Here is a 25,685-nt window from a genome sequence, read left to right as displayed (position 1 = left end):
TGATAATCTTGCGATCACCAGTCTTACATCACAAGCACCCACACGAATTGCTTGATTCGACTTGTTAAAGAGCAGTTGGTCAAGGCTTTCGTCTCAACCGAGGCCGCGCATTCTACAGCAACCTCTCATTCCGTCAAGCGTTATTTTCGAAAATTTTCTTTTCTACTCAACCGCTTGCGCCGACCTTCAAACCATCTTCCGATCAGCGGGAGGCGCATTCTACAGCGTTCAAATTCGCTGTCAAGCACCTCGGTGAAGCTTCGTTTCGAGCCCCTTCCGGGACCGAACCGCTGCGGCGAACAACCTGCCGGAGCGCTTCACCACCCCTGGGAGAGAATCCATAAATCCTTGATTTACAAGCATTTACTCTTCGTCGTCGCCGGGAGTGGTGCGCATTATAGGGAGATAGAAACTGGCGTCAACACTTATTTGAAAGAATTATTCAGCCTTCAGCGTGATGCGCGCGAAAGCCTTCTTCCCTGCCTGGAACACACGGGTCTCACCCAGCGCCAGCATGAAGGTGCGGTCGACGACCTGCCCATCCACCTTGACGCTGCCGGCACCCAGGAGATCGCGAGCCGCAGCCGCATTCTTCACCAACCCCGCCTTATTAAGGACAGAGGCAACGGGCATATCCTCGGGGGACGACAGCTCGATCTCCGGCAGGTCTTCCGGCAGCTCGCCATCCTTCAGGCGATTGCCGGCCGACTTGTGTGCGCTCGCCGCCGCCTCCTCGCCATGGAAGCGGGCGACGATCTCCTCGGCCAGCTTGATCTTGATGTCACGCGGGTTGGCGCCCGCCTCGACGTCCTTGCGGAAGCTATCGATCTCATCCAGGGAACGGAAGCTGAGCAGTTCGAAGTAACGCCACATCAGCGTGTCAGGAATGGAGACCAGCTTGCTGTACATGACACCCGGCGCTTCCTGGATACCAATATAGTTGCCCAGCGACTTGGACATCTTCTTCACGCCATCCAGCCCTTCCAGCAACGGCATGGTCAGGATCACCTGGGCCTCCTGGCCATAGGCACGCTGCAGCTCGCGCCCCATCAGCAGGTTGAACTTCTGGTCGGTGCCACCCAACTCGACGTCCGCCTTCAGCGCGACGGAGTCATAGCCCTGGACCAGCGGATAGAGGAACTCATGGATAGCGATGGGCTGATTGCTGGCATAGCGCTTGCTAAAGTCATCACGCTCCAGCATCCGCGCAACGGTGTACTGAGAGGCAAGACGAATGAAGTCAGCCGGGGTCAGTTGGTCCATCCAGGTGGAATTGAAGGCTACTTCGGTCTTGGCCGGGTCGAGGATCTTGAAGACCTGGGACTTGTACGTCTCCGCATTCTCCAGAACCTGCTCGCGCGTCAGGGGAGGACGGGTAACACTTTTCCCACTGGGGTCACCGATCATCCCAGTGAAGTCGCCGATGAGGAAGATCACCTGATGCCCCAGGTCCTGGAACTGGCGCAGCTTATTAATAAGCACGGTATGGCCAAGATGCAGATCGGGAGCGGTCGGGTCGAAGCCGGCCTTGATCCGCAAGGGCTGGCCACGCTTCAGCTTGGCCACCAGTTCCGCCTCTACCAGGATCTCGTCTGCACCGCGCTGGATCAGCGCCAGCTGCTCTTCAACCGACTTCATTTACAGGTTCTGCCCAATTGCCAAAATCGAAAGGGAACCAACCATACAAGATCGCAGACTAAAAACAAATTTTGCCGACCGTCAGGGGGACGGAGCCAGGCCAGACGCGACTTTTGGCTTGATTCAAGGAGATTTTGGTTATATTTTAGGCAGTTATTTATTCACAATCCAAAAACACCAATCACGCCATGACGCAATCCGATCAGAAAGCGCCGCCGTATTACCCGAAAAGCCACTTGTTGGCCGCCAGCGGTGTTGCAGCGCTCCTCAGTTTGGCACTACTGGTGTTCCCCTCGAGCGAAGTCGAGGCCAAGAGGACCACGCTCAATCTGGAGCTTGAAAGCAACACCGATCGCCTCCTTCAGGAGAAAGACGACCTCCTGCCGCAATCGGTCACCAATTCCAGCGACGAAGGCACGCCTTTCGCTCAGGTAGAAGGCGCCTCCGACGACAACACCGCCGAGCAAGACTCGGACAAGCCGGGCGCATCTGTAGCCGATGCCGACATCAAGCCCGTCGATCCCGAGTGGAAGACCATCACCGTCGCCAGTGGCGATACGCTGTCGACCGTATTCACCAAGGCAGGCCTTTCCACCTCGGCCATGCACGACATGCTGACCAGCAGCAAGGATGCCAAGCGCTTCACCCATCTGAAGGTCGGCCAGGAGGTCAAGCTCAAGCTCGACCCCAAAGGAGAGCTGCAGGCGCTGCGAGTCAAGCAGAGCGAACTCGAGACCATCGGCCTGGACAAGACCGACAAGGGCTACTCCTTCAAACGCGAGAAGGCCCAGATAGACCTGCATACCGCCTATGCCCATGGCCGCATCACCAGCTCGCTGTTCGTTGCCGGTCGTAACGCCGGCCTGCCCTATAACCTGATCACGTCGCTGTCGAATATCTTCGGCTACGACATCGACTTCGCCCTCGATCTGCGTGAGGGCGACGAGTTCGACGTGATCTACGAACAGCACAAGGTCAACGGCAAGCAAGTGGCGACCGGCAATATCCTCGCCGCCCGCTTCGTCAACCGCGGCAAGACCTACACCGCCGTGCGTTACACCAACAAGCAGGGCAATACCAGCTACTACCGCGCCGACGGCTCCAGCATGCGCAAGGCATTCATCCGTACGCCGGTGGATTTCGCCCGCATCAGCTCGCGCTTCTCCCTGGGCCGCCGCCACCCGATCCTGAACAAGATCCGCGCGCACAAGGGCGTCGACTACGCTGCCCCCATCGGCACACCGATCAAGGCCACCGGAGACGGCAAGATCCTCGAAGCCGGACGCAAGGGGGGCTACGGCAACGCCGTGGTGATCCAGCACGGCCAGCGCTATCGGACCATCTACGGACACATGAGCCGCTTCGCCAAGGGTATCCGCGCCGGTACCAGCGTGAAGCAGGGCCAGATCATCGGTTACGTAGGCATGACGGGCCTGGCCACCGGCCCGCACCTGCACTACGAGTTCCAGATCAATGGCCGTCACGTCGATCCGCTGAGTGCCAAGCTGCCCATGGCGGACCCGCTCGGTGGCGCAGATCGCAAGCGCTTCATGGCGCAGACCCAGCCGATGATCGCGCGCATGGATCAGGAGAAGAAAACCCTCCTGGCCCTGAACAAGCAGCGCTGATCGTGCCGCGCTACCTGGGGTTGATGTCCGGAACCAGCCTGGACGGCATGGACATCGTCCTGATCGAGCAAGGTGATCGCACCACCTTGCTCGCTTCCCATTACCTACCCATGCCGGCCGGGCTGCGCGAAGACATCCTCGCCCTGTGCGTCCCCGGTCCCGATGAAATCGCCCGCGCCGCCGAAGTCGAGCAACGCTGGGTCGCCCTTGCAGTACAGGGCGTGCGCGAACTGCTGCTCCAGCAGCAGATGAGCCCCGACGAAGTCCGTGCCATCGGCAGTCACGGTCAAACCATCCGACATGAACCCGCTCGCCACTTCACGGTGCAGATCGGCAACCCCGCCCTGCTGGCGGAGCTGACCGGCATCGATGTCGTCGCCGACTTCCGCCGCCGCGACGTCGCAGCCGGCGGCCAGGGCGCCCCGCTGGTACCGGCCTTCCATCAGGCGCTGTTTGGCGATGATGACGCCTCCAGGGCGGTCCTGAACATCGGTGGCTTCAGCAACGTTTCGCTGCTCAGCCCCGGAAAGCCGGTACGCGGCTTCGACTGCGGCCCGGGCAACGTGCTGATGGACGCCTGGATTCATCACCAACGCGGCGAACATTTCGACCGGGACGGTGCGTGGGCCGCCAGCGGCCAGATGAACCACGCACTGCTGGCAAGCCTGCTGGCGGATGAGTTCTTCGCCGCGCGTGGCCCCAAGAGCACCGGGCGCGAGCGCTTCAACCTGTCCTGGCTGCAGGAGCACCTGGCTCGTCACCCTGCCTTGCCGGCAGCGGATATTCAGGCAACCCTGCTGGAACTGAGCGCGCGCAGCATCAGCGAATCGCTGCTGGACGCCCAGCCGGACTGCAAAGAGGTGCTGGTATGCGGCGGCGGCGCCTTCAATACGGCGCTGATGAAGCGCCTGGCCCTGCTGATGCCCGAAGCTCGGGTCGCCAGTACCGACGAATACGGCATTCCCCCTGCCTGGATGGAGGGCATGGCATTCGCCTGGCTAGCCCATCGGTTTCTCGAGCGCCTGCCCGGCAACTGCCCTGATGTGACCGGTGCGCTCGGTCCCAGGACTCTGGGCGCGCTGTATCCCGCCTGAAACGAAAACGCCGCGCATATAAGCGCGGCGTTTTCGTAGCGGCCCCATCGACGTCAGATTGAGAACGACTGTCCGCAACCGCAAGTCGTGGCGGCGTTCGGGTTCTTGATGACGAACCTCGAACCTTCCAGGCCTTCCTGGTAGTCGACTTCCGAGCCCGCCAGGTACTGGAAGCTCATCGGGTCCACCACCAGGCCCACGCCATCGCGCTCGATCACGGTATCGTCATCGGCGATATCTTCGTCGAAGGTGAAGCCATACTGGAAGCCCGAGCAACCGCCGCCGGTGACGAATACACGCAGTTTCAGGCGAGGATTGCCCTCTTCGTCAATCAACGTCTTCACCTTGTTGGCTGCGCCTGGGGTAAAGAGCAGGGGCGTAGGGGTGAAGGTCTCGATGCTCATGTTTCCGAATCTCCCGGCTTGAGGCCGTGCGTTACAACATTACGCCCATTATCCTCTTGTCCCAGAAAAATGGTCAACTAATCCACAGTTTCCACGCTGGCAGGCAGTTCCAGCGGGCGCGAACTGGCCTCGGTCATCGGGCACAGGCGGCCCTCGATCTGGGCCCCCATGGCGGTTTCGATCAGCCCATAGTGAAGATTGCCCTTCACCCGGGCCTGGGCCCCCAGCTCCAGGCGTTCGATGGCATGGATGTCGCCATCCACCTGACCGTCGATGATCACATGGGGGGCCCGGATTTCGCCATCGACTCGACCGCCGGCGCTGACCCGCACCAGCCCTTCGTGCGCCTGCAACGCTCCGCGGACGGTGCCGTCGATCTGCACCGCGCCCTTGAGGTTCATGTCACCGACCAGTTCGGCGCCGCTGGCGATCAGGCTGGTCTGCCCGGTGAAACGCTGGACGTCGGCCCGACCCTTGTTCTTGCTCCACATAATGCTCACTCACTGCTTCGGCCAATCGAAACGGCGCTGTAGCGGTTTGGACTGGCCATTCAGCTCCGCACGTACGTCGATCAGCTTCGGGATGAAGTTCTTCGGCAGCTCCAGCTCGGCGAAACGCCCCCCTTCTGGGATCGACTGGAAATGCCGGAGGGAAATCGACAGCCCTGTCTTGCCCAGTTCCGGCGAGAGCTGTTCGAGGTCGTAGGTAGCGTCCTTGCGCGCCAGCTTGCCGCTGATGCGGACTTTCAGCCGTCCATCCAGCTTGCGGTCGTCCCTGCCCAGGCGGCTGAGCATCACCTTATAGCGGAAGCGCTGCGGGTCGTCCGTGCCCTGCACCTCAAAGGCACGGATTTCCAGCGCATCCGCCTTGCTGGCCGGCGCGACTACCCCCTTGTAGAACGCGATGTCCTGTTGCTGCTTGAACACCTGGTCCTCAAGCAGCTTGATGGTCTGCCGGCTCTGTTCGGTGGCCTGCTGGCTGAGGCGTTCTCCGCTGCGCAACACCTCGATTTCGGTACGCAGGCGCTCCAGCTCGGCCTTCTGCTCGCCGATCAGGGTTTCCTGGCGTTGCGCATCGGCCTCGCTGCGAGCGGCGTCCGCCCCGGTCGACCAGCGACCGCCGAGAAACGCCAGCGGAACCGCCAGCAGCAGCGCACCCACCCCGAGGCGGACCAGCCAGGCCCGCCGTGGATCACGGAACTGGAGTTCCCAGCCGGACATCAGGGGAGCAGGGCCGCATGCGAGAGGCCCAGGCGCTCGTCCAGCCCGAACAGGATGTTCATGTTCTGGAGCGCCTGACCCGAGGCGCCCTTGACCAGGTTGTCGATCACCGACAGCACCACCACCAGGTCGCCGCCCTGGGGGCGATGCACGGCGATTCGGCAGACATTGGCGCCACGCACGCTGCGGGTCTCCGGATGGCTGCCGGCCGGCATCACGTCGACGAAGGGTTCGTCGGCGTAGCGCTTCTCGAACAGCGCCTGGAGGTCGACCGAGCGATCCGCGACATGGGCATAGAGGGTTGCATGGATACCGCGGATCATTGGCGTCAGGTGCGGTACGAACGTCAGCCCGACGTCGCCGCCGGAGGCCCGACGCAGGCCCTGGCTGATTTCCGGGAGATGCCGATGCCCCTTGACCGCGTAGGCCATCATGCTTTCGCCCGCCTCGCAGAACAGCGAGCCAACCTTGGCGCCCCGACCGGCGCCGCTGACCCCGGACTTGCAATCGGCGATCAGCCGCGAGGCGTCGGCCAGGCCGGCCTCCAGCAGCGGGATCAGGCCCAGTTGGGTCGCGGTCGGGTAGCAACCCGGCACGGCGATCAGGCGGGCCTGGCGGATCTTCTCGCGGTTCACTTCCGGCAGGCCGTAGACAGCCTCGTCGAGCAGCGCCGGAGCGCCATGCGGCTGGCCGTACCAGCGCGCCCACTCCTCGGCGTCCGCCAGGCGGAAGTCAGCGGACAGATCGATGACCCGGGTCCCGGCGTCCAGCAGTTCGCCAGCCAGCGCGTGCGCCACGCCGTGCGGCGTGGCGAAGAACACCACGTCGCAGGCGCCGAGGCGCTGCACGTCCGGCACGCTGAACTGCAGGTCGTCATAATGACCTCGCAGGTTCGGGTACATGTCGGCGACCTTCACCCCCGCCTCGGAACGCGAAGTGATCACTTCCACCCGGGCCTGCGGATGCTGCGCCAGCAGGCGCAGCAGTTCCACGCCCGTATAACCCGTACCGCCAACGATGCCGACCTTGATCATCTGTCCATCACTCCGCGCGCTGAGGCAAGCTAGCCAAAAGAGGCCAATGATAAGAGCCGAGCGCCGGCATGAACAGCGCTGGGCGTCCGGCTTTGCGACCGGTTCGGCCCTTCGGTCGGCAGTCTAGCCCGCGGGGTCGTCGGGCAGAAATTGCTGCGAGGCCCTATCCGAATGTTCCTACCTGTTATGCGGCCATATCTGCCGGCAAATCAGACAGCGGCAAGCCGCCAGGGTGACGCGTTCCAGCCATCCCTCTACTATCGGGGCACCGTGATCAAGAGGATGTCCTGATGTACCTGTGGCTCAAAGCCTTCCATATCATCGCCGTGGTCTGCTGGTTCGCCGGCCTGTTCTACCTGCCGCGCCTTTTCGTCTACCACGCCATGAGCGAGGACCAGACCAGCCGGGAACGCTTCTGCGTCATGGAGCGCAAGCTCTACCGAGGGATCATGATGCCCTCGATGCTCGCCACCCTGGTCCTTGGCCTCTGGATGCTCTATCTCACCCCCGGCTGGCTGAGCCAAGGCTGGCTGCACGCCAAGCTGACCCTGGTGGTCCTGCTGATCGGCTACCACCACGCCTGCGGCGCCATGCTCAAGCGCTTCGCCCGCGGCGAGCCGGGGCGCAGCCATGTGTTCTACCGCTGGTTCAACGAAGTGCCTGTACTGTTCCTGCTGCTGATCGTCCTACTGGTGGTGCTCAAACCTTTCTGACCCAGGAGTCCTGTCCATGTCCTTGCCCGCCCTGCTCGACCAACGCCTGCGACTGCCGATGGTGGCCGCGCCGATGTTCCTGGTATCCAACCCGCAGTTAGTGCTGGCCTGCTGCCGCAGCGGCATCGTCGGCAGCTTCCCGGCGCTCAACCAGCGCGAGAGCAGCGGCTTCGAGGGATGGCTGGAGGAAATCGGGGCCGGCCTGCAGGCGCTGGACAATCCCGCGCCCTATGCGGTGAACCTGATCGTCCACAACACCAATCCGCGGTTGCAGGCCGACCTGCGGATCTGCGTCGAGCACCGCGTACCGATCGTCATCACCAGCCTCGGCGCAGTGCGCGAAGTGGTAGACGCTGTGCATAGCTACGGCGGCCTGGTGTTCCACGACGTCACCACCCGCCGCCACGCCGAAAAAGCCGCCGAGGCCGGGGTTGACGGCCTGATCGCGGTAGCGGCCGGCGCGGGCGGGCACGCCGGGACCTGGAGCCCTTTCGCGCTGGTCGCGGAAATCCGCCAGTTCTTCGACAAGACCCTGCTGTTGGCCGGCTGCATCAACCACGGCCACGAGATTCTCGCCGCACAGATGCTCGGCGCCGACCTGGCCTATCTCGGCACTCGCTTCATCGCCACCCGCGAGAGCAATGCCTCCGACGCCTACAAGCAGATGATCCTGGAGGCACGCGCCGCCGACATCGTGCACACCCCGGCGGTGTCCGGCGTACCGGCCAGCTTCATGCGGCAAAGCCTGGAGGCCGCCGGTTACGATCTGAAGCGCCTGACCGACAAGGCAGACATGAACTACGGCGAGAAACTCAAGCCGGTGAACGACGAGGCCAAGGCCTGGAAGACCGTGTGGTCCGCCGGCCAGGGCGCGGGCAACATAGACGACTTGCCCGGCGTCGACGAGTTGGTCGCCCGCCTCGACCGGGAATATCGCGCCGCCCTGCGGAACATGGATCGCCTGGCCAACCGCTGGCCGCGCTGAAACCGCCGGGTCACGGCGCCCCGGCTTGTGCGGGAGTTCTCATCTCGCGCTTGTGGGCGCCAAGGCCGCCGATTAGGCTGTCGGCTGCATTTCTCTCACCCCAGCTGACAAGGATGCCTGCATGACCGACCAACGCTTCAAGATCGTCTTCTCCGGCGAGCTGATGCCCGACGCATCGCTCGAAACCGTGAAGGACAATCTCGCCCGCCTGTTCAAGAGCGAACCGGGCAAGATCGACGCCCTCTTCGGCGGTCGCCCGGTGGTGCTGAAACGCGAACTTCCAGAGGCCGAGGCGGAGCGTTACCTGACCGCCTTGCGCCAGGCCGGCGCCAATGCCTACAAGGAAGTCGACCTGGCGGCCAGCCTGAGCCTGGTGGAAACGCCCGATCACAACCCCCAGGTCGCGGAGGAAACCCCGGCGCAAGACCTGCCTCCCATGACCTGCCCGAAATGCGGCCATGAACAGCCCAGCGGAGCGGAATGTTCGGCCTGCGGCGTCATCATCGAGAAGTACCTGGCACGCCAGGCGCAGCTCGGCGAAAACGCCGCGCCTGCGACCACCGCGGCTGCGGGCGCGTCTCCCTACACACCGCCCAGCGCCCAGGTCGGCGACGCCCTCCCCGAGTTCGGCGAGCTGAACGTGTTCACCACCAACGGCCGGATCGGACGCCTGCGCTATCTCGGCTGGTCGATGGCGATGACGCTGTGCTTCCTGGTCATCATGGGCCTGGGCTTCCTGCTCGGCGAAACCGTCGGCGTGGCCGTCACCGCCCTGGCCTCGATCGCCTTCATCGTCATCGCCGTGATGATCGGCGTGCAGCGCCTGCATGACCTCGGCTGGTCGGGCTGGCTCTGGCTGCTCAACTTCGTCCCCTTCGTCGGCAGCGTGTTCGGCATCCTGATGCTGGTCCTGCCCGGCAGCACCGGCGCCAACCGCTACGGTCCGCCGCCGCCGGCGAACAGCACCGGGGTGAAAGTCCTGGCCAGTCTGATCATCCTGCTGCCGATAGTCGGTATCATCGCCGCCATCGCCCTGCCGTCCTACCAGGGTTACCTGGAGCGAGCGAACTATGACGGCGGCGCCAGCGCTCCAGCCGACCCGTACACCACCGACGAGCAGGCCGCCGCAGCGGCGGCCGAAGCCGATGAAGCCGCCACGGCGGCGGCAGAGGCCATGGAAGACGACGACCAACAGTAGCCACGCAACCCCTCGCGACGGGCGGGGTCCAATTCCCCGTCCGTTTCGGAGAAGTCTCGAATGCCCCGTTATGCCCTGATCACCGGCGCTTCCAGCGGTATCGGCCTGGCCCTAGCCGAAGCCCTGGCCCGGCGCGGTCGCGCCCTGATCCTGGTGGCGCGCCAGCGCGACGCGCTGGAGAGCATCGCCTATGAGCTGGCGCAGCGTTTCGGCGTGGAAGTGCTGTTCCGCACCTGCGATCTTTCCGAGCCGCTGCAACTGTCAGGGTTGTTGCACGAACTGGAACAGGGCGAACGACAGATCGACCTGCTGGTTAACAATGCCGGGATCGGTACCTCCGGCCCCTTCATCGACCAGGAATGGGCGCGGGAACAGGAGCTGATCGAACTCAACATCCTGGCCCTGGCCCGCCTTTGCCACTCCCTCGGCGCCCGCATGGCGGCACAGGGCGGGGGCCAGATACTCAATATCGCCTCGGTGGCCGCCTTCCAGCCCGGCGCCTGGATGAGCAACTACTACGCCAGCAAGGCCTACGTCCTGCACTTCTCGGAAGGCTTGCGGGAAGAACTGAAAGAGCGCGGCGTCAAGGTCTCGGTGCTGTGCCCTGGGCCAACCCGCACGGCATTCTTCCGGGAAGCCGGGATGCGGCTCGGCAGGCTCGACCGGAGCAAGCTGATGATGACCCCGGAGGAAGTCGCGCTGCTGGCCCTGCGCGGGCTGGACAAGAACCGCGCCCTGATCGTCCCCGGTTGGCGCAATCGCCTGCTGGCGCTGAGCCCACGCCTGGCGCCACGCTGGCTGGTGCGCCGACTCGCCGCGCGGATCAACGCCTCGGCGGTACCCTCCGCCCCACGGGGTTGACCGGCCTCTCCTCGCAGGGCGGCAAGGTTCGCCGTTGGCTCAGTCTGCCGGTACCGCCCGCCCCTTGGCCCAGGTCCGCAGCGCGGCGAGCTTTTCCGCCATCAGCACCGACAGCGGCGAGGTTCGCGCCAGTTCCCTGAGCAACAGATCCTGATCCACCGCCTGCTGTCGCGCCTGCCCGGCGTACAGTGCCGCCACCACCGCCTGCTCGATCTCCGCCCCGCTGAAACCCTCGCTGGCAGCCGCCAGCAGATGGAGGTCGAACTGTGCCGGCTCCAGCTCGCGGCGTTGCAGGTGGATGCGGAAGATCTCGGCGCGAACCTCCGGCGTCGGCAGGTCGACGAAGAACAATTCGTCGAAGCGTCCCTTGCGGATCAGTTCGGGCGGCAGGCGGTCGATAGCGTTCGCGGTGGCGACCATGAAGACCGGCGCCTCGCGCTCGGCCATCCAGGTCAGCAGGGTACCCAGCACGCGCTGACTGACGCCGTTGTCCTGGTCGCCACCAGAAATGCCCTTCTCCACTTCATCCATCCACAGCACGCAGGGCGCCATCTGTTCGGCCAGGCGCAGCGCCTCGCGCAGGTTGCGCTCGGTTTCGCCGAAGTACTTGTTGTAGAGACAGGCGAAATCCAGACGCAGCAACGGCAAGCCCCAGAGGCCGGCCACCGCCTTGGCCGCCAGGCTCTTGCCGGCGCCCTGTACGCCGACCAGCATCATGCCCTTCGGCTGGTCGCCAGGCGTGCCGGCGAGGAACGCCGACTGACGCTCGCCGAGCCAGCGCTTGAGCGCGGCAAGCCCGCCGACCTCGGCGAAGCGCGCGGTGTCGTACTCGAAGCTCAGCACGCCCTCTAGGTCGAGTAGCTGGAACTTGGTGCGGTTCAGCTCGGGCAGGTCCTCCTGGGTGATCGCTCCATCGTTGCAGATCACGTTGCGCGCCAGCAGTCGCGCCTCGGCATGGCTGAGCCCGCGCAGGTTCTTCACCACCTGCTGCAGGGTGCGGTTGTCGGTGCGCACGCGGGCACCACGGTTGCGCTCGCTCCAGCGCGTCGCTTCCTCGCGGACGATGCCGAGCAGTTCGTCCTCGCTGGGCAGGGACAGCGAGAACCGCGCGGCGAAGCGCTGCACCTCGGCCGGCAGCTTCAGCGCATGGGACACCAGCACCACGGTCGGTCGATGATTGCCTTCGGCCATGGCGATTTCCTTGAGCAGGCGCACCAGGGTCGGGCTGTCGCCAAGGAAAGGATGCAGGTCGCAGAGCACGTAGAGATTCGCCTGCTGATCGTGCTTGATCAAACGCAACGCCGCGACCGGGTCGCGGCTCTCCTCCCCGCCCAGCGGCTCGCCGCCGAAGCCCAGGCGCTGCACGCCCTCGGTCACCGACCAGGCATACAGGCCAAGGCCGCGCCTGACCGCCAGGCCGGTGAGGGTTTCCATCACCTTCGGCTCGTCCCAGGACTCGATCAGGATCAGCTTGACCCGGGAATCCAGGACCAGGCCGAGGTCGTGTATGTCGTTCTTCACTGCGGCTCCTTCACGCTTGGGCGGTCGCGACGGGCACCGCTACACTCGGGAAAGCACCCGAGGCCGGAGGAATCGCCCATGGACTGTCTGTTCTGCAAGATCGTGGCGGGGGAAGTTCCCGCGCGCAAGTTCTACGAAGACGAGGAAGTTGTCGCGTTTCACGATATCGGCCCGCAGGCGCCGGTGCACTTCCTGGTCATCCCGAAAAGGCACATTCCCACCCTCGAGCACCTGACCGAGGCCGACCGGCCGCTGGCAGGCCATATCCTCTTCACCGCCCAGCGCCTGGCCCGGGAGCAGGGCTGCGAGGAAGGCTTCCGTGTGGTGATGAACTGCAACGACCTTGGCGGGCAGACCGTGCACCACATCCACATGCACGTGCTGGGTCAACGCCAGATGCACTGGCCGCCGGGTTGAATCCCTGCTGGCGCTGCGACATCGCAGCCCGTCCGCAACATCCTGCTATCAGCGCACTTCCGGTAAACTGGTGCGATCTTTCGTTTCCGGAGGTGCGCCATGTCCGCCGACCGCCACTATTCGCCCATCGACCGTTTCCTGCTGCAGGCCGACTCCGCCCTGCGCACCCTGCTGCCGTTCAGCGGCCAGCCGGCGCGACCGTCGCCGGCCATCGTGGAACCCGATGGCGAACTGAGCGAGGAAGACACCCGCCATATCGCCGGCCTGATGCGCATCAACCACACCGGCGAGGTCTGCGCCCAGGCGCTGTACCAGGGCCAGTCGCTGACCGCCAAGCTGCCCGAGGTCCGCGAGGCGATGGAGGAAGCCGCCGAGGAGGAGATCGACCACCTGGCCTGGTGCGAGCAACGCATCCGCCAGTTGGGCAGCCGTCCCAGCGTCCTCAATCCGATCTTCTACGGCCTGTCCTTCGGCGTCGGTGCCGCCGCCGGGCTGGTCAGCGACCGGGTCAGCCTGGGCTTCGTCGCCGCCACCGAAGACCAGGTGTGCAAGCATCTGGACGAACACCTGGCGCAGATTCCCCAGGAGGATCGGAAATCCCGTGCCATCCTCGAGCAGATGCGTATCGACGAGGAACAGCATTCGAGCAACGCCCTGGCCGCCGGCGGCCTGCGCTTCCCGGCACCGGTGAAGCTGGGCATGAGCCTGCTGGCGAAGGTGATGACCAAGAGCACCTACCGCATCTGAATCGCACGCATGAAAAAGCCCGCTCGAAGCGGGCTTTTTCTTTCTCGTGTGCGATCAGCGCGGCATGTTGCGCGCGTAGAAGATCTCCAGCATTTCGTGCTTGAGCCGTTCCGTGACCTGCTCACGCTGTTCCGCCGAGAGCGTCCGGGTAGCGTCGCCGAACAGGTAGTTCTCCAGTTCGAAGTCCTTGAGCAGCATCTTGGTGTGGAACAGGTTCTCCTGGTACACGTTCACGTCGGTCATCTGGTAGGCCTCGCGCGTGTCGTCGGAGAGATAGTTCTGGATCGAGTTGATCTCGTGGTCGATGAAATGCTTGCGCCCCTCGATGTCGCGGGTGAAGCCGCGGACCCGATAGTCGACCGTGACGATGTCCGAGTCGAACTGGTGGATCAGGTAGTTCAGGGCCTTCAGCGGGGAGATCACTCCGCAGGTGGAAACGTCGATGTCCACGCGGAAGGTCGCGATGCCGTCCACCGGATGGATTTCCGGGTAGGTATGCACGGTGATGTGGCTCTTGTCCAGGTGCGCCAGGATGGTGTCCGGCAGCGGGCCCGGGGACTCTTCGATCTGGCTGTCGGTCGGAGTGACCGGCTGCTCGGAGATCAGGATGGTCACGCTGGCGCCCTGGGGGTCGTAGTCCTGACGCGCGATGTTCAGGATATTGGCGCCGATGATGTCGACAACATCGGTAAGAATCTGCGTCAGACGCTCCGCGTCATACTCTTCGTCGATGTACTGCACGTAGGCCTGGAGGTCTTCGGGCGTCTCGGCGTAGCAGATGTCGTAGATGTTGAAGCTCAAGGTCTTCGTCAGGTTGTTGAACCCGTGGAGCTTGAGTTTGCTTTTCACCGTGGGGAACTCTCTCGGTTGCTTGCGGCTCTGCCGCAGGGTTGGGGCATGCCCGTCAGATGCGAACGACGCACCTGCGTAGGACGGTTAACACCTCTTCGCGATGGCGATTGTGGTTTGTTGAGTTGCACGGGCGCCGGCTGGCGCCATTGGTCACCCGACCGGGATGGCTCGGGAAACGTCTATCAGAGCGGAAGAATCTTCCGAACTGAACGGCCGCCCGACGGAATCGCGCGGCACGAAAAAAGGGGCGCATTATGCAGAGCCAATCAAGCCTCCGCCAGAGTTTGCGCCCCTTTTATGATGACCGGATGTCGTCTCAGCCGAGTTCGACGATCTCGTAGTCGTGGGTGATCTCCACCCCGCCGCGACCGAGCATGATCGACGCCGAGCAGTATTTCTCCGCCGACAGCTCCACCGCGCGCTTGACCTGGGCCTCCTTGAGACCGCGGCCCTTGACCACGAAGTGCACGTGGATCTTCGTGAACACCTTGGGCTCCTCGTCGGCCCTTTCGGCCTCGAGGAAGGCTTCGCAGCTCTCCACCGGCTGGCGCGCCTTCTTCAGGATGCTGACCACATCGAAGTTGGTGCAGCCGCCGAGGCCGATCAGGACCATCTCCATAGGGCGCACCCCGAGGTTGCGTCCGCCATGGTCCGGCGGACCGTCCATGACCACCACGTGGCCGCTACCGGACTCGCCGAGGAACATCGCCTCGCCCGCCCACTGGATACGCGCTTTCATCGTTCAGACTCCCGCCGGCAAAGGGCGCCAGCTTAGCACAGGGCCCAAGGACAGTACGGGATCACAGTCCTGATAGCTGCGTCGCAAAATCACATCGACCTTCATGGCCCGTCTGTTAAGCTGGACGCGGTTTACTGGCACACTTCCTGATCTGCCCGGTTGGGGGGAGCTCTCCGCTGAGCTCCCGGGCCCTGGCAGGTCTCTCCATAAGAACTCAAAAAAACATCGCCTTGTACGTCAGGCATATTCTTTATTCTTTCGGGACTCGGGCATGGTAGCTATTACCCACACACCCAAACTCAAACACCTAGACAAGCTGCTCGCACACTGTCACCGCCGCCGCTACACCGCAAAGAGCACCATCATCTATGCCGGCGATCGCTGCGAAACGCTGTTCTTCATCATCAAGGGTTCGGTCACCATCCTCATCGAGGACGACGACGGCCGCGAAATGATCATCGGCTACCTCAACAGCGGTGATTTCTTCGGCGAGCTGGGATTGTTCGAAAAGGAAGGCAGCGAACAGGAACGCAGCGCCTGGGTTCGCGCCAAGGTGGAATGCGAAGTCGCCGAGATCAGCTATGCGAAGTTCCGCGAACTGTCGCAGCAGGACTCGGAGATCCTCTACACCCTCGGCAGCCAGATGGCCGACCGCCTGCGCAAGACCACCCGCAAGGTGGGCGACCTGGCCTTCCTCGACGTCACCGGACGCGTCGCCCGCACCTTGCTGGACCTGTGCCAGCAACCGGACGCCATGACCCACCCGGACGGCATGCAGATCAAGATCACCCGCCAGGAGATCGGCCGGATCGTCGGCTGCTCGCGGGAAATGGTCGGACGCGTGCTGAAGAGCCTGGAGGAGCAGGGCCTGGTGCATGTGAAAGGAAAGACCATGGTGGTCTTCGGCACCCGCTGAACAGCACCCATGAAAAAGGCCGGTCGCAACCGGCCTTTTTCATGGGATTCGACAGCGCGGATCAGTCAGGATCGGCGCCCAGCACCACGCCGCCACGCTCCTGGAAGAACAGGCGCTTCAACTCCAGGCCAGGATCGTCGGCCCGCATGAACGCCTCGCCAACCAGGAAGGCGTAGACCTCGCTGACTTCCATCAGCTCCACGTCGGCCCGGTTGAGAATACCGCTCTCGGTGACCACCAGGCGGTCGCGGGGAATTTCCGGCAACAGGTCGAGGGTGGTTTCCAGGCTCACCTCGAAGGTGTGCAGGTTGCGGTTGTTGATGCCCATCAACGGCGTGTCCAGGGTCTTCAGCGCACGTTCCAGCTCGGTGCCGTCATGCACTTCGACCAGTACGTCGAGACCGACCGACTTGGCAGTCGCCGCCAGTTCGGCCATCAGCACGTCGTCCAGCGCCGAGACGATCAGCAGGATGCAGTCGGCACCGATCGCCCGCGCCTCGACGATCTGGTACGGATCGATCATGAAGTCCTTGCGGATCACCGGCAGCGCACAGGCGGCCCGCGCTTCCTTCAGATAGGCATCGGCGCCCTGGAAGAAGTCCACGTCGGTGAGCACCGACAGGCACGCCGCGCCACCCGCCTCGTAGCTGCGGGCTATCTCCGCCGGGACGAAGTGTTCGCGCAGCACGCCCTTGCTCGGCGATGCCTTCTTGATCTCGGCGATCACTGCCGGCTCCTTGCGCTTGGCCCGCTCCAGCAGGGCATTGGCGAAGCCGCGCGGCGCATCGGCGCTACGCGCCAGCCGCTCGACCTCGGCCAGGTTGACGCGCGCACGGCGCTCGGCGACCTCCTCGGCCTTGCGGGCGAGGATCTTCTGCAGAACCGTCGGCACACTCACTGTGCGTTCTCCTCTCTGTAAACGGCGGTGAAGGCCACCAGTTCGTCCATCTTCTCCCGTGCCAGCCCGGTGTGCAGGGCATCGTGGGCGAGTTGAATGCCCTCGTGCAGGCTGGTCGCCAGATCGGCAGCGTACAGTGCCGGGCCGGCATTCATCACGATCAGCTCGGCGGCCTTCTGCCCAGCCTCGGTCTTGCGCCGCCCCAAAGCGTCGCGGATCAGTTCCAGCGAGGCCTGCGGACTGTCGACCTCCAGCCCCATCAGGGTCTGGCTCTTGATCCCGAAGTCCTCGGGACGCACTTCGTACTCGCGTACCTCGCCGTCCTTCAACTCGGCAATGTGGGTCGCCGCGGCCAGACTGAACTCGTCCAGCCCGTCGCGCGAATGCACCACCAGCACATGCTCGCTGCCGAGACGCTTGAGCACTTCAGCCAGCGGCTTGCACAGTTCCTGGGTGAACACCCCGACCACCTGGTGCCTGACTCCCGCCGGGTTGGTCAGTGGGCCAAGCATGTTGAACAGAGTCCGCAAGCCCAGCTCGCGGCGCGGACCGGCGGCGTACTTCATCGCCTTGTGGTGGACCTGGGCGAACATGAACCCGACGCCGACGGTGTCGATGCAACGCGCCACCTGTTCGGAGGTCAGTTCCAGGTAGATGCCGGCGGCTTCCAGCAAGTCGGCGCTGCCGCTCTTGCCGGAGACCGCGCGGTTACCGTGCTTGGCGACCTTGCCGCCAGCGGCGGCGACCACGAAGGACGCCGCCGAGGATACGTTGAAGATGTTCGCGCCATCGCCGCCGGTGCCGACCACGTCGACCACATGCTTCAGCGTAGGCAACTGCACACCGTCGGCCAGTTCGCGCATCACCGCCACCGCGCCGACGATCTCGTCGATGGTTTCGCTCTTCATCCGCATGCCCATCAGGAAGGCGCCGATCTGCGCGTCGGTGCACTGCCCGGTCATGATCTGGCGCATGACCGCCTGCATTTCCTCGGTGGTCAGGTCGAGCTGGTTGACGATGCGATTGAGGGCTCCCTTGATATCCATCTCAGTTGCCCTCCCCACGCACACCGCCCTGCTGGCGGAGGAAGTTTGCCAGCAACTCGTGGCCCTGCTCGGTGAGGATGGACTCGGGATGGAACTGCACGCCCTCGACATTCAGGGTCTTGTGGCGTACACCCATGATCTCGTCGAGCGATCCGTCGGCATGTTGGGTCCAGGCGGTGATCTCCAGGCACTCCGGCAGGCTCTCTCGCTTCACCACCAGCGAGTGGTAGCGCGTCACCGTCAGGGGATTGGCCAGGCCGGCGAACACGCCGAGGTTCTTGTGGTGGATCGGGCTGGTCTTGCCGTGCATCACCTGCCGCGCCCGCACCACTTCGCCGCCGAAGGCCTGGCCGATGCTCTGATGGCCAAGGCAGACACCGAGCAGCGGCAGCTTGCCGGCGAAGCGCTCGATAACGGCCAGCGAGACGCCGGCCTCGTTGGGGGTGCAGGGACCGGGGGAAAGGACGATGCGCTCGGGCGCCAGGGCCTCGATCTGTTCCACGCTCAGTTCGTCGTTGCGCACCACCTTGACCTCGGCCTTGAGTTCGCCGAAGTACTGCACCAGGTTGTAGGTGAAGGAGTCGTAGTTATCGATCATCAGCAGCATGCTGGCTGTAACCTCTTGATTTCATTCTTATGCGAATCGCATCACCCGGCTTTCGCCACACCCGGTTCCCGGCGCGCTCGCGGAGGAAGGGGGAGTGGATCGTCGGCATTATGCCTGTGGAAAACGGGGGACGCAGGGAGACGTGACCGGCCAGGCCGGCGAAGAAGAAGTCAGGCGCGCCAGCGCCAACGGGCGAATGCCTTGATGAGGGAGGTGATGATGCTGCTGAGGTGGATCACGATAGCGGTCTCACGGAGCCATGTTGGGGAACATAGCCCAGTGGGGAGGATGGGTGCAACAGCGGGATGTCGGGAAGAGCGCCGGCCGAGGAGGCCGGCGTGTAAGGAATTGCTGACGGAAATGTGCATTAAAGAGACGCCAAGGCACCTGAATTAGACAGGCGCTTTCAAGGCAACGGATATCGCGCCTTGATCTCGTCGATCTTTGCCACCCAGGCTCGGTAGTCCGGCTCGCTGCCGGCCTTGAGGGCATCGTATTCCGCCTCCAAACGTAGCGGATCGCTTTCCAGGCGATAGGCGTCCTGGCGTTTTTTATTAGCTTCGGCGAAAAGGTCGTCAGGGTGGAAGGACAGGCGCGATACATCGATATCGGCCAAGATCGCTACTTCGGCAAGGGTTGATAACGAGTTTTCGGCAAATAGTTCGCCATCGAGAAGGATTCGTTTCATCATGCTGCGCTGGCTCCATTGATCGTGGCGATAGGAGCTGTATGGATGCCGACATCCGCTAGCCCGCCGAACCAGGCCGGACAAGCCATAGCCACTGCGGATCCCGGTACGGTGTGGAAATAGGGGAACGCGTTATCGTAGCCACCCCAGGCCCGTGTCGCCACCCGGACGTGAACCCAGCCTTCGGCTGGTGTCAAGACATGACCCGGGGACTTTGCGGCGCCATTGATCCAAACAGCCACCGTGGTCTGTGCCGGCGTCGCGATATGCATGGAGCCACTTTCAACCCGAACCCACATGACCACCGTAGCCCATTGATTGCTGCAGAATAGTGCTCTGCTGTTGTTGGTCATCGCCAGGAAGCGACTTCCGCCATCCAGCCCAACGGACTCATTCGCCCGTCCAATTCCCGCCGTCATCACAGCGACATGGAACTCGACACCATAGCGCGCCCCTCCTGCACTGCGCCCCATCGTCTGCAGCAAACTCTGGATCCGAGCATTCAGTTCAGCACCACCACCTCCATTGCTGCTGTTGTCATGGGTGAACTTTCCTCCATCCATGAAAGATGCTCCGTTCCACCCCGAACTGAATGTGCTATTCGCCCACGGCTGCGCGAGAGTAATCGCCAGTGGATTGACCGTCCCGGCATAGCGTCCAGAATCGGGCATCAGGTTAACCAACGGCATATTCGCCGCGTCATTACTGGTCAAGATGTCCACAGGCGCTTGCCAGGCTCCCGCATTCTTTACACGCATACGCATCTGCGGGGGGGTCTGCGCCGCCATGACCAACTGCACGCCATATCCACCCTGTTGCTCGGCATGGAGCATCTGTCCGATATAGGAGCCGAGCATGGTCCCTGCGGTAGTCGATGCTACACGGTAAATACCGTTGGGAATGACCACATTGGCATCGCTCAAGGTATTGGAGCTTCCCGCCGTCAGGCCGATTCCATAGTCACCCACGGCAGGCACCCCCAAAGCGGATCTGGCTGCAACTGGCGTGGCGCTGACGGCCAGGGCCTTGCCCGTTACGCCGAAGCCCATGTCATCCAGGGCGGCGGGGCCGGTCGCCGCAGTAGCCCACGGTTTGACCGCTGCCAGGGTGCTTCCCCACAGATTGTTGAGATCGCGAAGCTGATCCGCCAGCGCTTTCGAATATCCCTGCACCGGGGTGATCGAATATGCCTGGCCGTTGGCGGTAGCTCCTTGATATGCGGGCTTGATGGTCAGCACGGTGGCGCTGCTGACGTTGCCGATCTCGTACCAGCGGCCATCCGGCCCTCTGAAGGCATCGCCGGCGCGCGCATTGGCGCTGAAGGCGGTGCCGCTGCCGGTCACCGTGTCCGAATTGAGGACGACGGAAACCGTGCCTGTGGAATACCAAGGCATGACGTTCTCCAGATAATAAAAACTGCGATTGGCAGGATTGAGCAGGTGCTTTCCAGACCTCGTGATCGAGCCCCTGCGAATGGGAAGCTTGAATATCCAAGCAACGAATAAGTAATTATATAGCTTTACGTCCCCGAGGCAACATAACACCCATGCACATTAATGAAACCAGCATATTTACGAAAGTCACTTGACGGCACTACAAAAACCTGCCTTCAGTGGCAGCAAAAAAATTAATAAGCAACCAACAAAAAGAATTAACATCAGTCATCCCACTTGGCATTATAATACACCAAAAACTCAAACATGAGAAAACCCATTTCATGCAAAATTTAAAAACACCAAAAATACATTCAACACCCCTAGCTCGCAAGCAATCCTAAAATTTAATTTTATATCAAGAAAGAGGCAACAATTTAATAACCGCATGCACCAAACTTTCTACTTAATCATCAGCAGTGGAGATGGATAAACTCCTTTATTCTGATAACTTCTCCACTGCACCACATACAAATATTGGCGATTACCCCAGAGGTCACCTATCATTGTGTTTCTACCATCCCAGTCCTCCATCAGACCAGTGATACAGAAATAGGTATCCGCAGGCATACCTGGAACCGACTGCCAAGAGTTCACCCCTGAACCACCGCCCCCAGGAGGGTTAGGGTTCCAAGCATAGTAGGTCCAGTACTGGGACCCTCCGGTGAATATCGCAGGCTTATAGCCAGAGTCAAATACAATCTGTCCAGCGGAGTCCATAACATGCATCCCCCAGCCAGTAGACTTTGGCATAAAGGGAACAACTACCTTGTATCTCCCTCCTACTACGCCTGGGGCTGCACCTGGAACAGTAGTGGTATGCCACTCACACCCCTGCCAATTACCAGCAGATCCAAAATACTTCAGTAACATGCACAACTGACCGCCACCGGCATTTGGTTTCACAAAAACCAGCGGGGTCTGAAGGGTATGCCTGTAACTTTCATCGAACACAATACTATTTGGGTATTTAACAGTTTGCGTATACACCCCCTCCTGCACCACATAATAGATTGGATTATTGTCATCTACATTTATCTGATCCCGATCATTGACTAGACGAACACCATAAGTCATCTTGTACTCACCACATTGATCCAATGACGTGCGGGACCACCCTGAGAACCACCACTACGCCAGATAATATACTTCCAACCAGGCAGCCATGTATATTCTGGAGCGAGCCACCCCCAGCCATCATCTCTGTAACCAGTGAAGAAGAATAAGTCCCCCAAGGAATCATCATAGGTAGAAGGTAGATCATATCTACCGTTCTCTATTGGAAAAACCTGCGCCCGAAACACAGAACGAAAACTACGACTGGAAGAGTCGATCATCAGATTCCCCTGGGCGTCGTAAAACCGAAATCCGTGACTCATGCACTCAAGTCTCCAATATGTACCCTAAGCCGCCCTTTATCATCGAAAACCTTTATAGCATTATTTGTTATTGTCACCCGCCCCTGCCCCTCGACAACTCCATTTATTTCAAACCTCCCATTCTTATCGAGCCTCCATCCAGTTCGGTCTGGCTTATAATTATTAGACGCAATCTCGTCGCCAATTTTCGCGTTATCGATCGTTCCATCTTGAATCAGGGCGCTCTTGATAAACATCTGTCCATTAACAATGGAAACCGGCGCTACCGCCGTCCCGCTGGAGCTGTCGAACCAGATAAACCGATCCGCCTGAAACGCCATGGTCGACACACTTGTCCCACTGTCGAACCCCAGTTGCCATCCCGCCGCATACTTCTGCCCATTGGCATGCGCTTGGAGCTTCACGCTGTACATCGCCTTGACGTTGCCATCCAGCGAGGTGACCGCCTGGGAGGTGGTCTGGATCGCTGCGCTATTGGTGTCGGTGCTCGCCTGCACGGTGTCGATCCGCTGTGCGAGGACGCTGTCGGCGTTGGCGCGGGCGGTCTGTTCGCTCTGTAGGCTGGCGGCGGTGCCACCGATCGAGGCCGAGAGCTGGTCCAGACGTTGCGCGGTGGCCTGGCGATCGCTGGTCGCGACCCGTTCCACCGTGGCGATACGCCCTTCGGCATCGGCGGTGCGCGCCTCCAGTAGCGTCGTGCGAGTGGCCTGGGCCTCGTTTTCGGTGGCCCGTACGGTTTCCTCCTGGGCTGCCCGGGCAACGGCCTTCCAGCCGCGCAGGGCATCGGCCATGGCGCCATTGCCGTCATCCGCGTCGTCACGGGTCGCCGCCTGCAGTACGCCAAGGCGCGATGCCTGGGCGGTAAGGCTGCCGTCGAGTTCGCTGATTTCAGCGGTATGGCTCGCCACCTGCTGCGCCAGCCCGTTGGCGGTTTCCAGCGACTGGCCGATATCGGACCAGTAGGCCGCGTTCGGCGGCGCCGTCTTCGCCGGCACAGCCTTCAGTGCCTGGTACAACCGCTGCCCCTGTCGCACCATGTCGTTCTTCGCGTAGACCTTGGCCGGGTCGTACAGCAGAATGTCGGCGAGGTCGCCGACCTGCTTCTGCAAGCCCCCGATATCCACCTGCATCCGCTCGATATCGGAGAAAAATTGCTGGCCCAGCGCCGACTCGACGTACTCCTGGGTGATCAACTGGTTGTATTCGCTGGCGTCGCTGGAGCTGGTGCCGGTGACCCAGTTCGACCAGGCGCCGACGTTGCCGCTACGGTCGATCAAGCGACCGCGGAACGCCAGCCGTTCGCCGGCCGGTATCGGCGATACCAGGTGGGTATTGCCTGGGTAGGCGAACAGGCCCAGCGCCCGTGCGGTCTCCTCGCTGCCGCCGGGCGTGGCGGACTGCTGGATCTCGGTGTAGGCGGTGTCCGCCGCGCCGCTGGCCGGGAACCCCCACTCCAGGCCGATGCGCCAGGGGCCGGCCACGCAGCGCAGGTAGGCCAGCGCCGGCGGCGGCGTGGTCTTGCCCTCGAGAGCGGTTTCCTCACTGCTGGCGTAGACCGAACCGACCTCCATCACGTTCAAGGCGCGTACCCGCACCAGGTAGCGACCGGCATAGATGCCCGGCACGTCGAAACCGAGCGCCGAGGTTCGCGGCACCCGCACCCAGTTGCCCGAGTCCTTGCGCCATTCGGCCTCGTAGGCCACCGCGTTCGGCGCGGCATCCCAGGAGGCCGACATGCTGGTCACCGCCAACCCCTGGTCGACCTTGGTGAAAGCCTTGATCCGCACGTTCTGCGGCGGCGCCTGCACGCCCGGCGGAATGCTGGTGACCGGCGGCAGCTCGATGCGCGCACCGTTGTCGATGGCGTCGAACTTGCTCGCGTTGTGTTGCAGCGCGGTGATCTCGAAAAGGTTGTCCTCCGGCCGGGTGATGCTCATGATGCGGAAGCGCTGGGTGGTCAGGCTGTTGCTCTGCAGCGCCCACTGCCCCTGGGGCCGAGGCGTCTCCGAATAGGAGGCGGTCACGCTCAGCACGCGGCCGACCACCGACTGGACGCTGCGCGCCTCGGCCTTGCCGTTCGGCAGGTTGACCAGCAGGCGATCGCCGGGTCGGGCCTCGACGTCGCGGTCGAGGGTCAGCGCGCGGCCATCCACCGCGCTCAGGCGTCCGCCGATCTGCTTGCCGGACTTGACCGGGTCGGCTACGGCGATGATCTTCCCCGGCGCCAGCCCACGGCCATCCATGCCGGTGCGGAAGGTCACCGCGTCCTGCTCCAGCTCCTCGGTCAGCAGCGCCCACTGGCCACGCCGCTGCGCCTCGCCCTCGGAGGTGCAACCGATCGCGGTGATCTCCAACTGGCTGATGCCGTAGCGGCGCTGCGCGCGGTCATTGTTCACCGCTACCGGTTGGCTCTGGTAACCGTTGCCCGGATTGTCGTAGTTGACCAGGGCCAGGGTGTGGCGATCGCGCTGGCGGCTGCTGCTGTAGTTGAAGTGGCTGCCGTCGTCGCCACGCACGGTGTTCGACGGTGAGAAGGTGTAGGCCTCGTCCTCCGGCATGTCGGATACCGCCACCATTTCCGCGCCGGACCAGTAGGACATGCCGCGGAAGATCGCTGCCAGGTCGCGCAGCACGGTCCAGGCTTCGGCGCGACTCTGCAGGTACAGGTTGCAGCTGAAGCGCGGCTCCTGGCCGCCCTTGCCGTCGGGCACCGACTGGTCGCAGTACTGGGCGATGCGGTACAGCGACCACTTGTCGACCATGCTCGCGTCGATCCGCCGACCGAGGCCGAAGCGCTTGTGCAACACGATGTCGTACCAGTGCCAGGCCGGGTTGCTGGTCCAGGCCGACTTGAACGAGCCGTCCCAGGTGCCGCTGTAGCTACGGGTCTGCGGATCGTAGTTGCTCGGCACCCGCACCCGCCGGCCGCGCGCTTCCACCGATATCTGCGGAATGCTCTGGAACTGGCTGGCATCGAACTCGACGAACAGCAGCGCGGTGTTCGGGTAGCGCAGCTTGGCGTCGATCACCTCGGTGATCGCCTCGACCCGCATGGTGTCGGCGATGCGGTTGTTGTTCTGGTTCGGCGTCAGGCGGCGCACGCGCACCTGCCAGCCGCTCCGCGCCTCCGGCAGGTCGACACGGTGGGAGCGCTCGTAGCGGCTGGTGGACTTGTCGTCCAGCGAAGCCTTCAGCGCTTCCTGCCAGGCACCGCCGTCGACGGCGATGTCGATCGCGTAGTCGATGCGGTAGCCGACCACGTCACCGTTTTCCTGCTGGCGCTGGATGGCCGGCCAGGACAGGCGCAGGCGCACCGCCGAGAGCTGGGTGTTGTTCACCGCGCGGACCCAGGGCGCGTCACTCTTGAGTTCGACGCCGACCGCCAGTTCGTTTTCCACGGCGGGCACACCGGCAATGTGTTCCTGGTCCACCGAGCCCGGACGGAACTCCCAGGTCACTCCGGGGAAGTTCACCGAGCCGTCCGCCGCCAGCAGCGGCGTATCGTCCAGGTAGATCGAACGGCCGTCGACGCCACCGTCGAACTCGCCTTCGCCCAGTGCCAGGAGAATCTTCGCCCGCGCGATCGAGCGCACCGAGTCCGGCATCTCCACCGGCTGGCGCGGCTTCTTGCTGCCACCCTTGTGGCCCGTGATGGTCTTGTTCATGA

Annotated in this window: 23 protein-coding genes and 1 pseudogene; 9 read left to right on the top strand and 15 right to left on the bottom strand. The window is 62.8% G+C overall.

Annotated features, from left to right (window positions below; translation table 11 throughout):
• Nucleotides 1-438 precede the first annotated feature (438 nt).
• The gene (gene tyrS, locus LJF27_RS20880) at nt 439-1,638 is read right to left on the bottom strand and encodes a tyrosine--tRNA ligase (RefSeq protein ID WP_003101660.1); all 1,200 of its coding nucleotides are present in this window, start codon (nt 1,636-1,638) and stop codon (nt 439-441) included.
• Between the two features lie 188 nt (nt 1,639-1,826).
• On the opposite strand from tyrS, the gene LJF27_RS20875 reads away from it, so the two are divergent.
• Together LJF27_RS20875 and LJF27_RS20870 are read left to right on the top strand one after the other, a co-directional pair.
• Entirely contained in the window at nt 1,827-3,266 is a 1,440-nt protein-coding gene (locus LJF27_RS20875) for a peptidoglycan DD-metalloendopeptidase family protein (RefSeq protein ID WP_003459468.1), read from the top strand.
• A gap of 2 nt (nt 3,267-3,268) precedes the next feature.
• Nucleotides 3,269-4,360 (top strand): anhydro-N-acetylmuramic acid kinase, encoded by a 1,092-nt coding sequence (locus LJF27_RS20870; protein WP_019396112.1) that lies wholly within the window; start codon nt 3,269-3,271, stop codon nt 4,358-4,360.
• 53 nt (nt 4,361-4,413) lie between these two features.
• Here the strand turns inward: LJF27_RS20870 and erpA are convergent, their stop codons facing one another.
• The 4 genes from erpA to argC all read right to left on the bottom strand — a co-directional run bounded on the left by erpA (nt 4,414) and on the right by argC (nt 7,018).
• Entirely contained in the window at nt 4,414-4,764 is a 351-nt protein-coding gene (gene erpA, locus LJF27_RS20865) for an iron-sulfur cluster insertion protein ErpA (RefSeq protein ID WP_003085254.1), read from the bottom strand.
• Between the two features lie 77 nt (nt 4,765-4,841).
• Complete coding sequence (locus LJF27_RS20860) at nt 4,842-5,264, bottom strand: bactofilin family protein (RefSeq protein ID WP_003142819.1); 423 nt, start codon at nt 5,262-5,264, stop codon at nt 4,842-4,844.
• Nucleotides 5,265-5,984 carry a DUF6776 family protein gene (locus tag LJF27_RS20855; RefSeq protein ID WP_003085249.1) on the bottom strand — a complete coding sequence of 240 codons (720 nt, stop codon included), beginning with the start codon at nt 5,982-5,984 and terminating at the stop codon, nt 5,265-5,267. It abuts the gene before it with no gap.
• The gene (gene argC / locus LJF27_RS20850; RefSeq protein WP_003101649.1) at nt 5,984-7,018 is read right to left on the bottom strand and encodes an N-acetyl-gamma-glutamyl-phosphate reductase; all 1,035 of its coding nucleotides are present in this window, start codon (nt 7,016-7,018) and stop codon (nt 5,984-5,986) included. Before argC ends, LJF27_RS20855 begins: the two co-directional genes overlap by 1 nt.
• A gap of 290 nt (nt 7,019-7,308) precedes the next feature.
• Here argC and hemJ point away from each other — a divergent pair, with 290 nt between their 5' ends.
• The 4 genes from hemJ (at nt 7,309) to LJF27_RS20830 (ending at nt 10,775) form a co-directional block, all read left to right on the top strand.
• Nucleotides 7,309-7,731, top strand: coding sequence for a protoporphyrinogen oxidase HemJ (gene hemJ / locus LJF27_RS20845; RefSeq protein ID WP_003085245.1), 423 nt, complete (start codon nt 7,309-7,311; stop codon nt 7,729-7,731).
• A 16-nt stretch (nt 7,732-7,747) separates the two neighbouring features.
• Entirely contained in the window at nt 7,748-8,716 is a 969-nt protein-coding gene (locus tag LJF27_RS20840; RefSeq protein WP_003117983.1) for an NAD(P)H-dependent flavin oxidoreductase, read from the top strand.
• Between the two features lie 121 nt (nt 8,717-8,837).
• Entirely contained in the window at nt 8,838-9,914 is a 1,077-nt protein-coding gene (locus LJF27_RS20835) for a DUF805 domain-containing protein (protein WP_003117982.1), read from the top strand.
• Nucleotides 9,915-9,974: 60 nt separating this feature from the next.
• Nucleotides 9,975-10,775 carry an SDR family NAD(P)-dependent oxidoreductase gene (locus LJF27_RS20830; RefSeq protein WP_003113172.1) on the top strand — a complete coding sequence of 267 codons (801 nt, stop codon included), beginning with the start codon at nt 9,975-9,977 and terminating at the stop codon, nt 10,773-10,775.
• Between the two features lie 39 nt (nt 10,776-10,814).
• Here the strand turns inward: LJF27_RS20830 and LJF27_RS20825 are convergent, their stop codons facing one another.
• Nucleotides 10,815-12,296, bottom strand: a complete 1,482-nt coding sequence (locus LJF27_RS20825; protein ID WP_003117981.1) for an AAA family ATPase — start codon at nt 12,294-12,296, stop codon at nt 10,815-10,817.
• 78 nt (nt 12,297-12,374) lie between these two features.
• On the opposite strand from LJF27_RS20825, the gene LJF27_RS20820 reads away from it, so the two are divergent.
• Nucleotides 12,375-12,713, top strand: a complete 339-nt coding sequence (locus LJF27_RS20820) for a histidine triad nucleotide-binding protein (protein WP_003085225.1) — start codon at nt 12,375-12,377, stop codon at nt 12,711-12,713.
• A gap of 99 nt (nt 12,714-12,812) precedes the next feature.
• Nucleotides 12,813-13,460 carry a 2-polyprenyl-3-methyl-6-methoxy-1,4-benzoquinone monooxygenase gene (gene coq7 / locus LJF27_RS20815; RefSeq protein WP_003085224.1) on the top strand — a complete coding sequence of 216 codons (648 nt, stop codon included), beginning with the start codon at nt 12,813-12,815 and terminating at the stop codon, nt 13,458-13,460.
• 54 nt (nt 13,461-13,514) lie between these two features.
• On the opposite strand, the gene speD is transcribed toward coq7, so the two are convergent.
• Entirely contained in the window at nt 13,515-14,309 is a 795-nt protein-coding gene (gene speD / locus LJF27_RS20810) for an adenosylmethionine decarboxylase (RefSeq protein ID WP_003101641.1), read from the bottom strand.
• 319 nt (nt 14,310-14,628) lie between these two features.
• Nucleotides 14,629-15,051 (bottom strand): OsmC family protein, encoded by a 423-nt coding sequence (locus LJF27_RS20805; protein ID WP_003085219.1) that lies wholly within the window; start codon nt 15,049-15,051, stop codon nt 14,629-14,631.
• A gap of 271 nt (nt 15,052-15,322) precedes the next feature.
• Between LJF27_RS20805 and crp the strand changes: the two genes are divergently transcribed.
• Nucleotides 15,323-15,967, top strand: coding sequence for a cAMP-activated global transcriptional regulator CRP (gene crp / locus LJF27_RS20800; protein WP_003085214.1), 645 nt, complete (start codon nt 15,323-15,325; stop codon nt 15,965-15,967).
• Between the two features lie 61 nt (nt 15,968-16,028).
• Here crp and trpC read toward each other — a convergent pair whose 3' ends face one another.
• The 7 genes and pseudogenes from trpC to LJF27_RS20765 all read right to left on the bottom strand — a co-directional run bounded on the left by trpC (nt 16,029) and on the right by LJF27_RS20765 (nt 25,683).
• A complete protein-coding gene (gene trpC / locus LJF27_RS20795; protein ID WP_003117980.1) occupies nt 16,029-16,865 on the bottom strand; it encodes an indole-3-glycerol phosphate synthase TrpC in 837 nt (278 codons plus the stop codon).
• Nucleotides 16,862-17,911, bottom strand: a complete 1,050-nt coding sequence (gene trpD / locus LJF27_RS20790) for an anthranilate phosphoribosyltransferase (protein ID WP_003085203.1) — start codon at nt 17,909-17,911, stop codon at nt 16,862-16,864. The genes trpC and trpD overlap by 4 nt, the downstream gene beginning before the upstream one ends.
• A 1-nt stretch (nt 17,912) precedes the next feature.
• Nucleotides 17,913-18,518 (bottom strand): aminodeoxychorismate/anthranilate synthase component II, encoded by a 606-nt coding sequence (locus LJF27_RS20785; RefSeq protein WP_003117978.1) that lies wholly within the window; start codon nt 18,516-18,518, stop codon nt 17,913-17,915.
• Nucleotides 18,519-18,924: 406 nt separating this feature from the next.
• Complete coding sequence (locus tag LJF27_RS20780; RefSeq protein ID WP_003117977.1) at nt 18,925-19,209, bottom strand: hypothetical protein; 285 nt, start codon at nt 19,207-19,209, stop codon at nt 18,925-18,927.
• Between the two features lie 1,033 nt (nt 19,210-20,242).
• Nucleotides 20,243-20,600: pseudogene (locus tag LJF27_RS20775) on the bottom strand (phage tail protein); the annotation flags it as partial.
• Nucleotides 20,601-21,041: 441 nt separating this feature from the next.
• On the bottom strand, nt 21,042-21,716 hold the full coding sequence (locus LJF27_RS20770; protein WP_023117201.1) for a hypothetical protein: 675 nt from the start codon (nt 21,714-21,716) through the stop codon (nt 21,042-21,044).
• Between the two features lie 298 nt (nt 21,717-22,014).
• Nucleotides 22,015-25,683, bottom strand: coding sequence for a phage tail protein (locus LJF27_RS20765; RefSeq protein ID WP_023117202.1), 3,669 nt, complete (start codon nt 25,681-25,683; stop codon nt 22,015-22,017).
• Between the last annotated feature and the right edge of the window lie 2 nt (nt 25,684-25,685).

The organism is Pseudomonas sp. 203-8 (genome assembly GCF_020708595.1).
GTDB classification, from domain to species: domain Bacteria; phylum Pseudomonadota; class Gammaproteobacteria; order Pseudomonadales; family Pseudomonadaceae; genus Pseudomonas; species Pseudomonas aeruginosa.
This window is presented reverse-complemented; position numbering and strand designations above follow the sequence as displayed.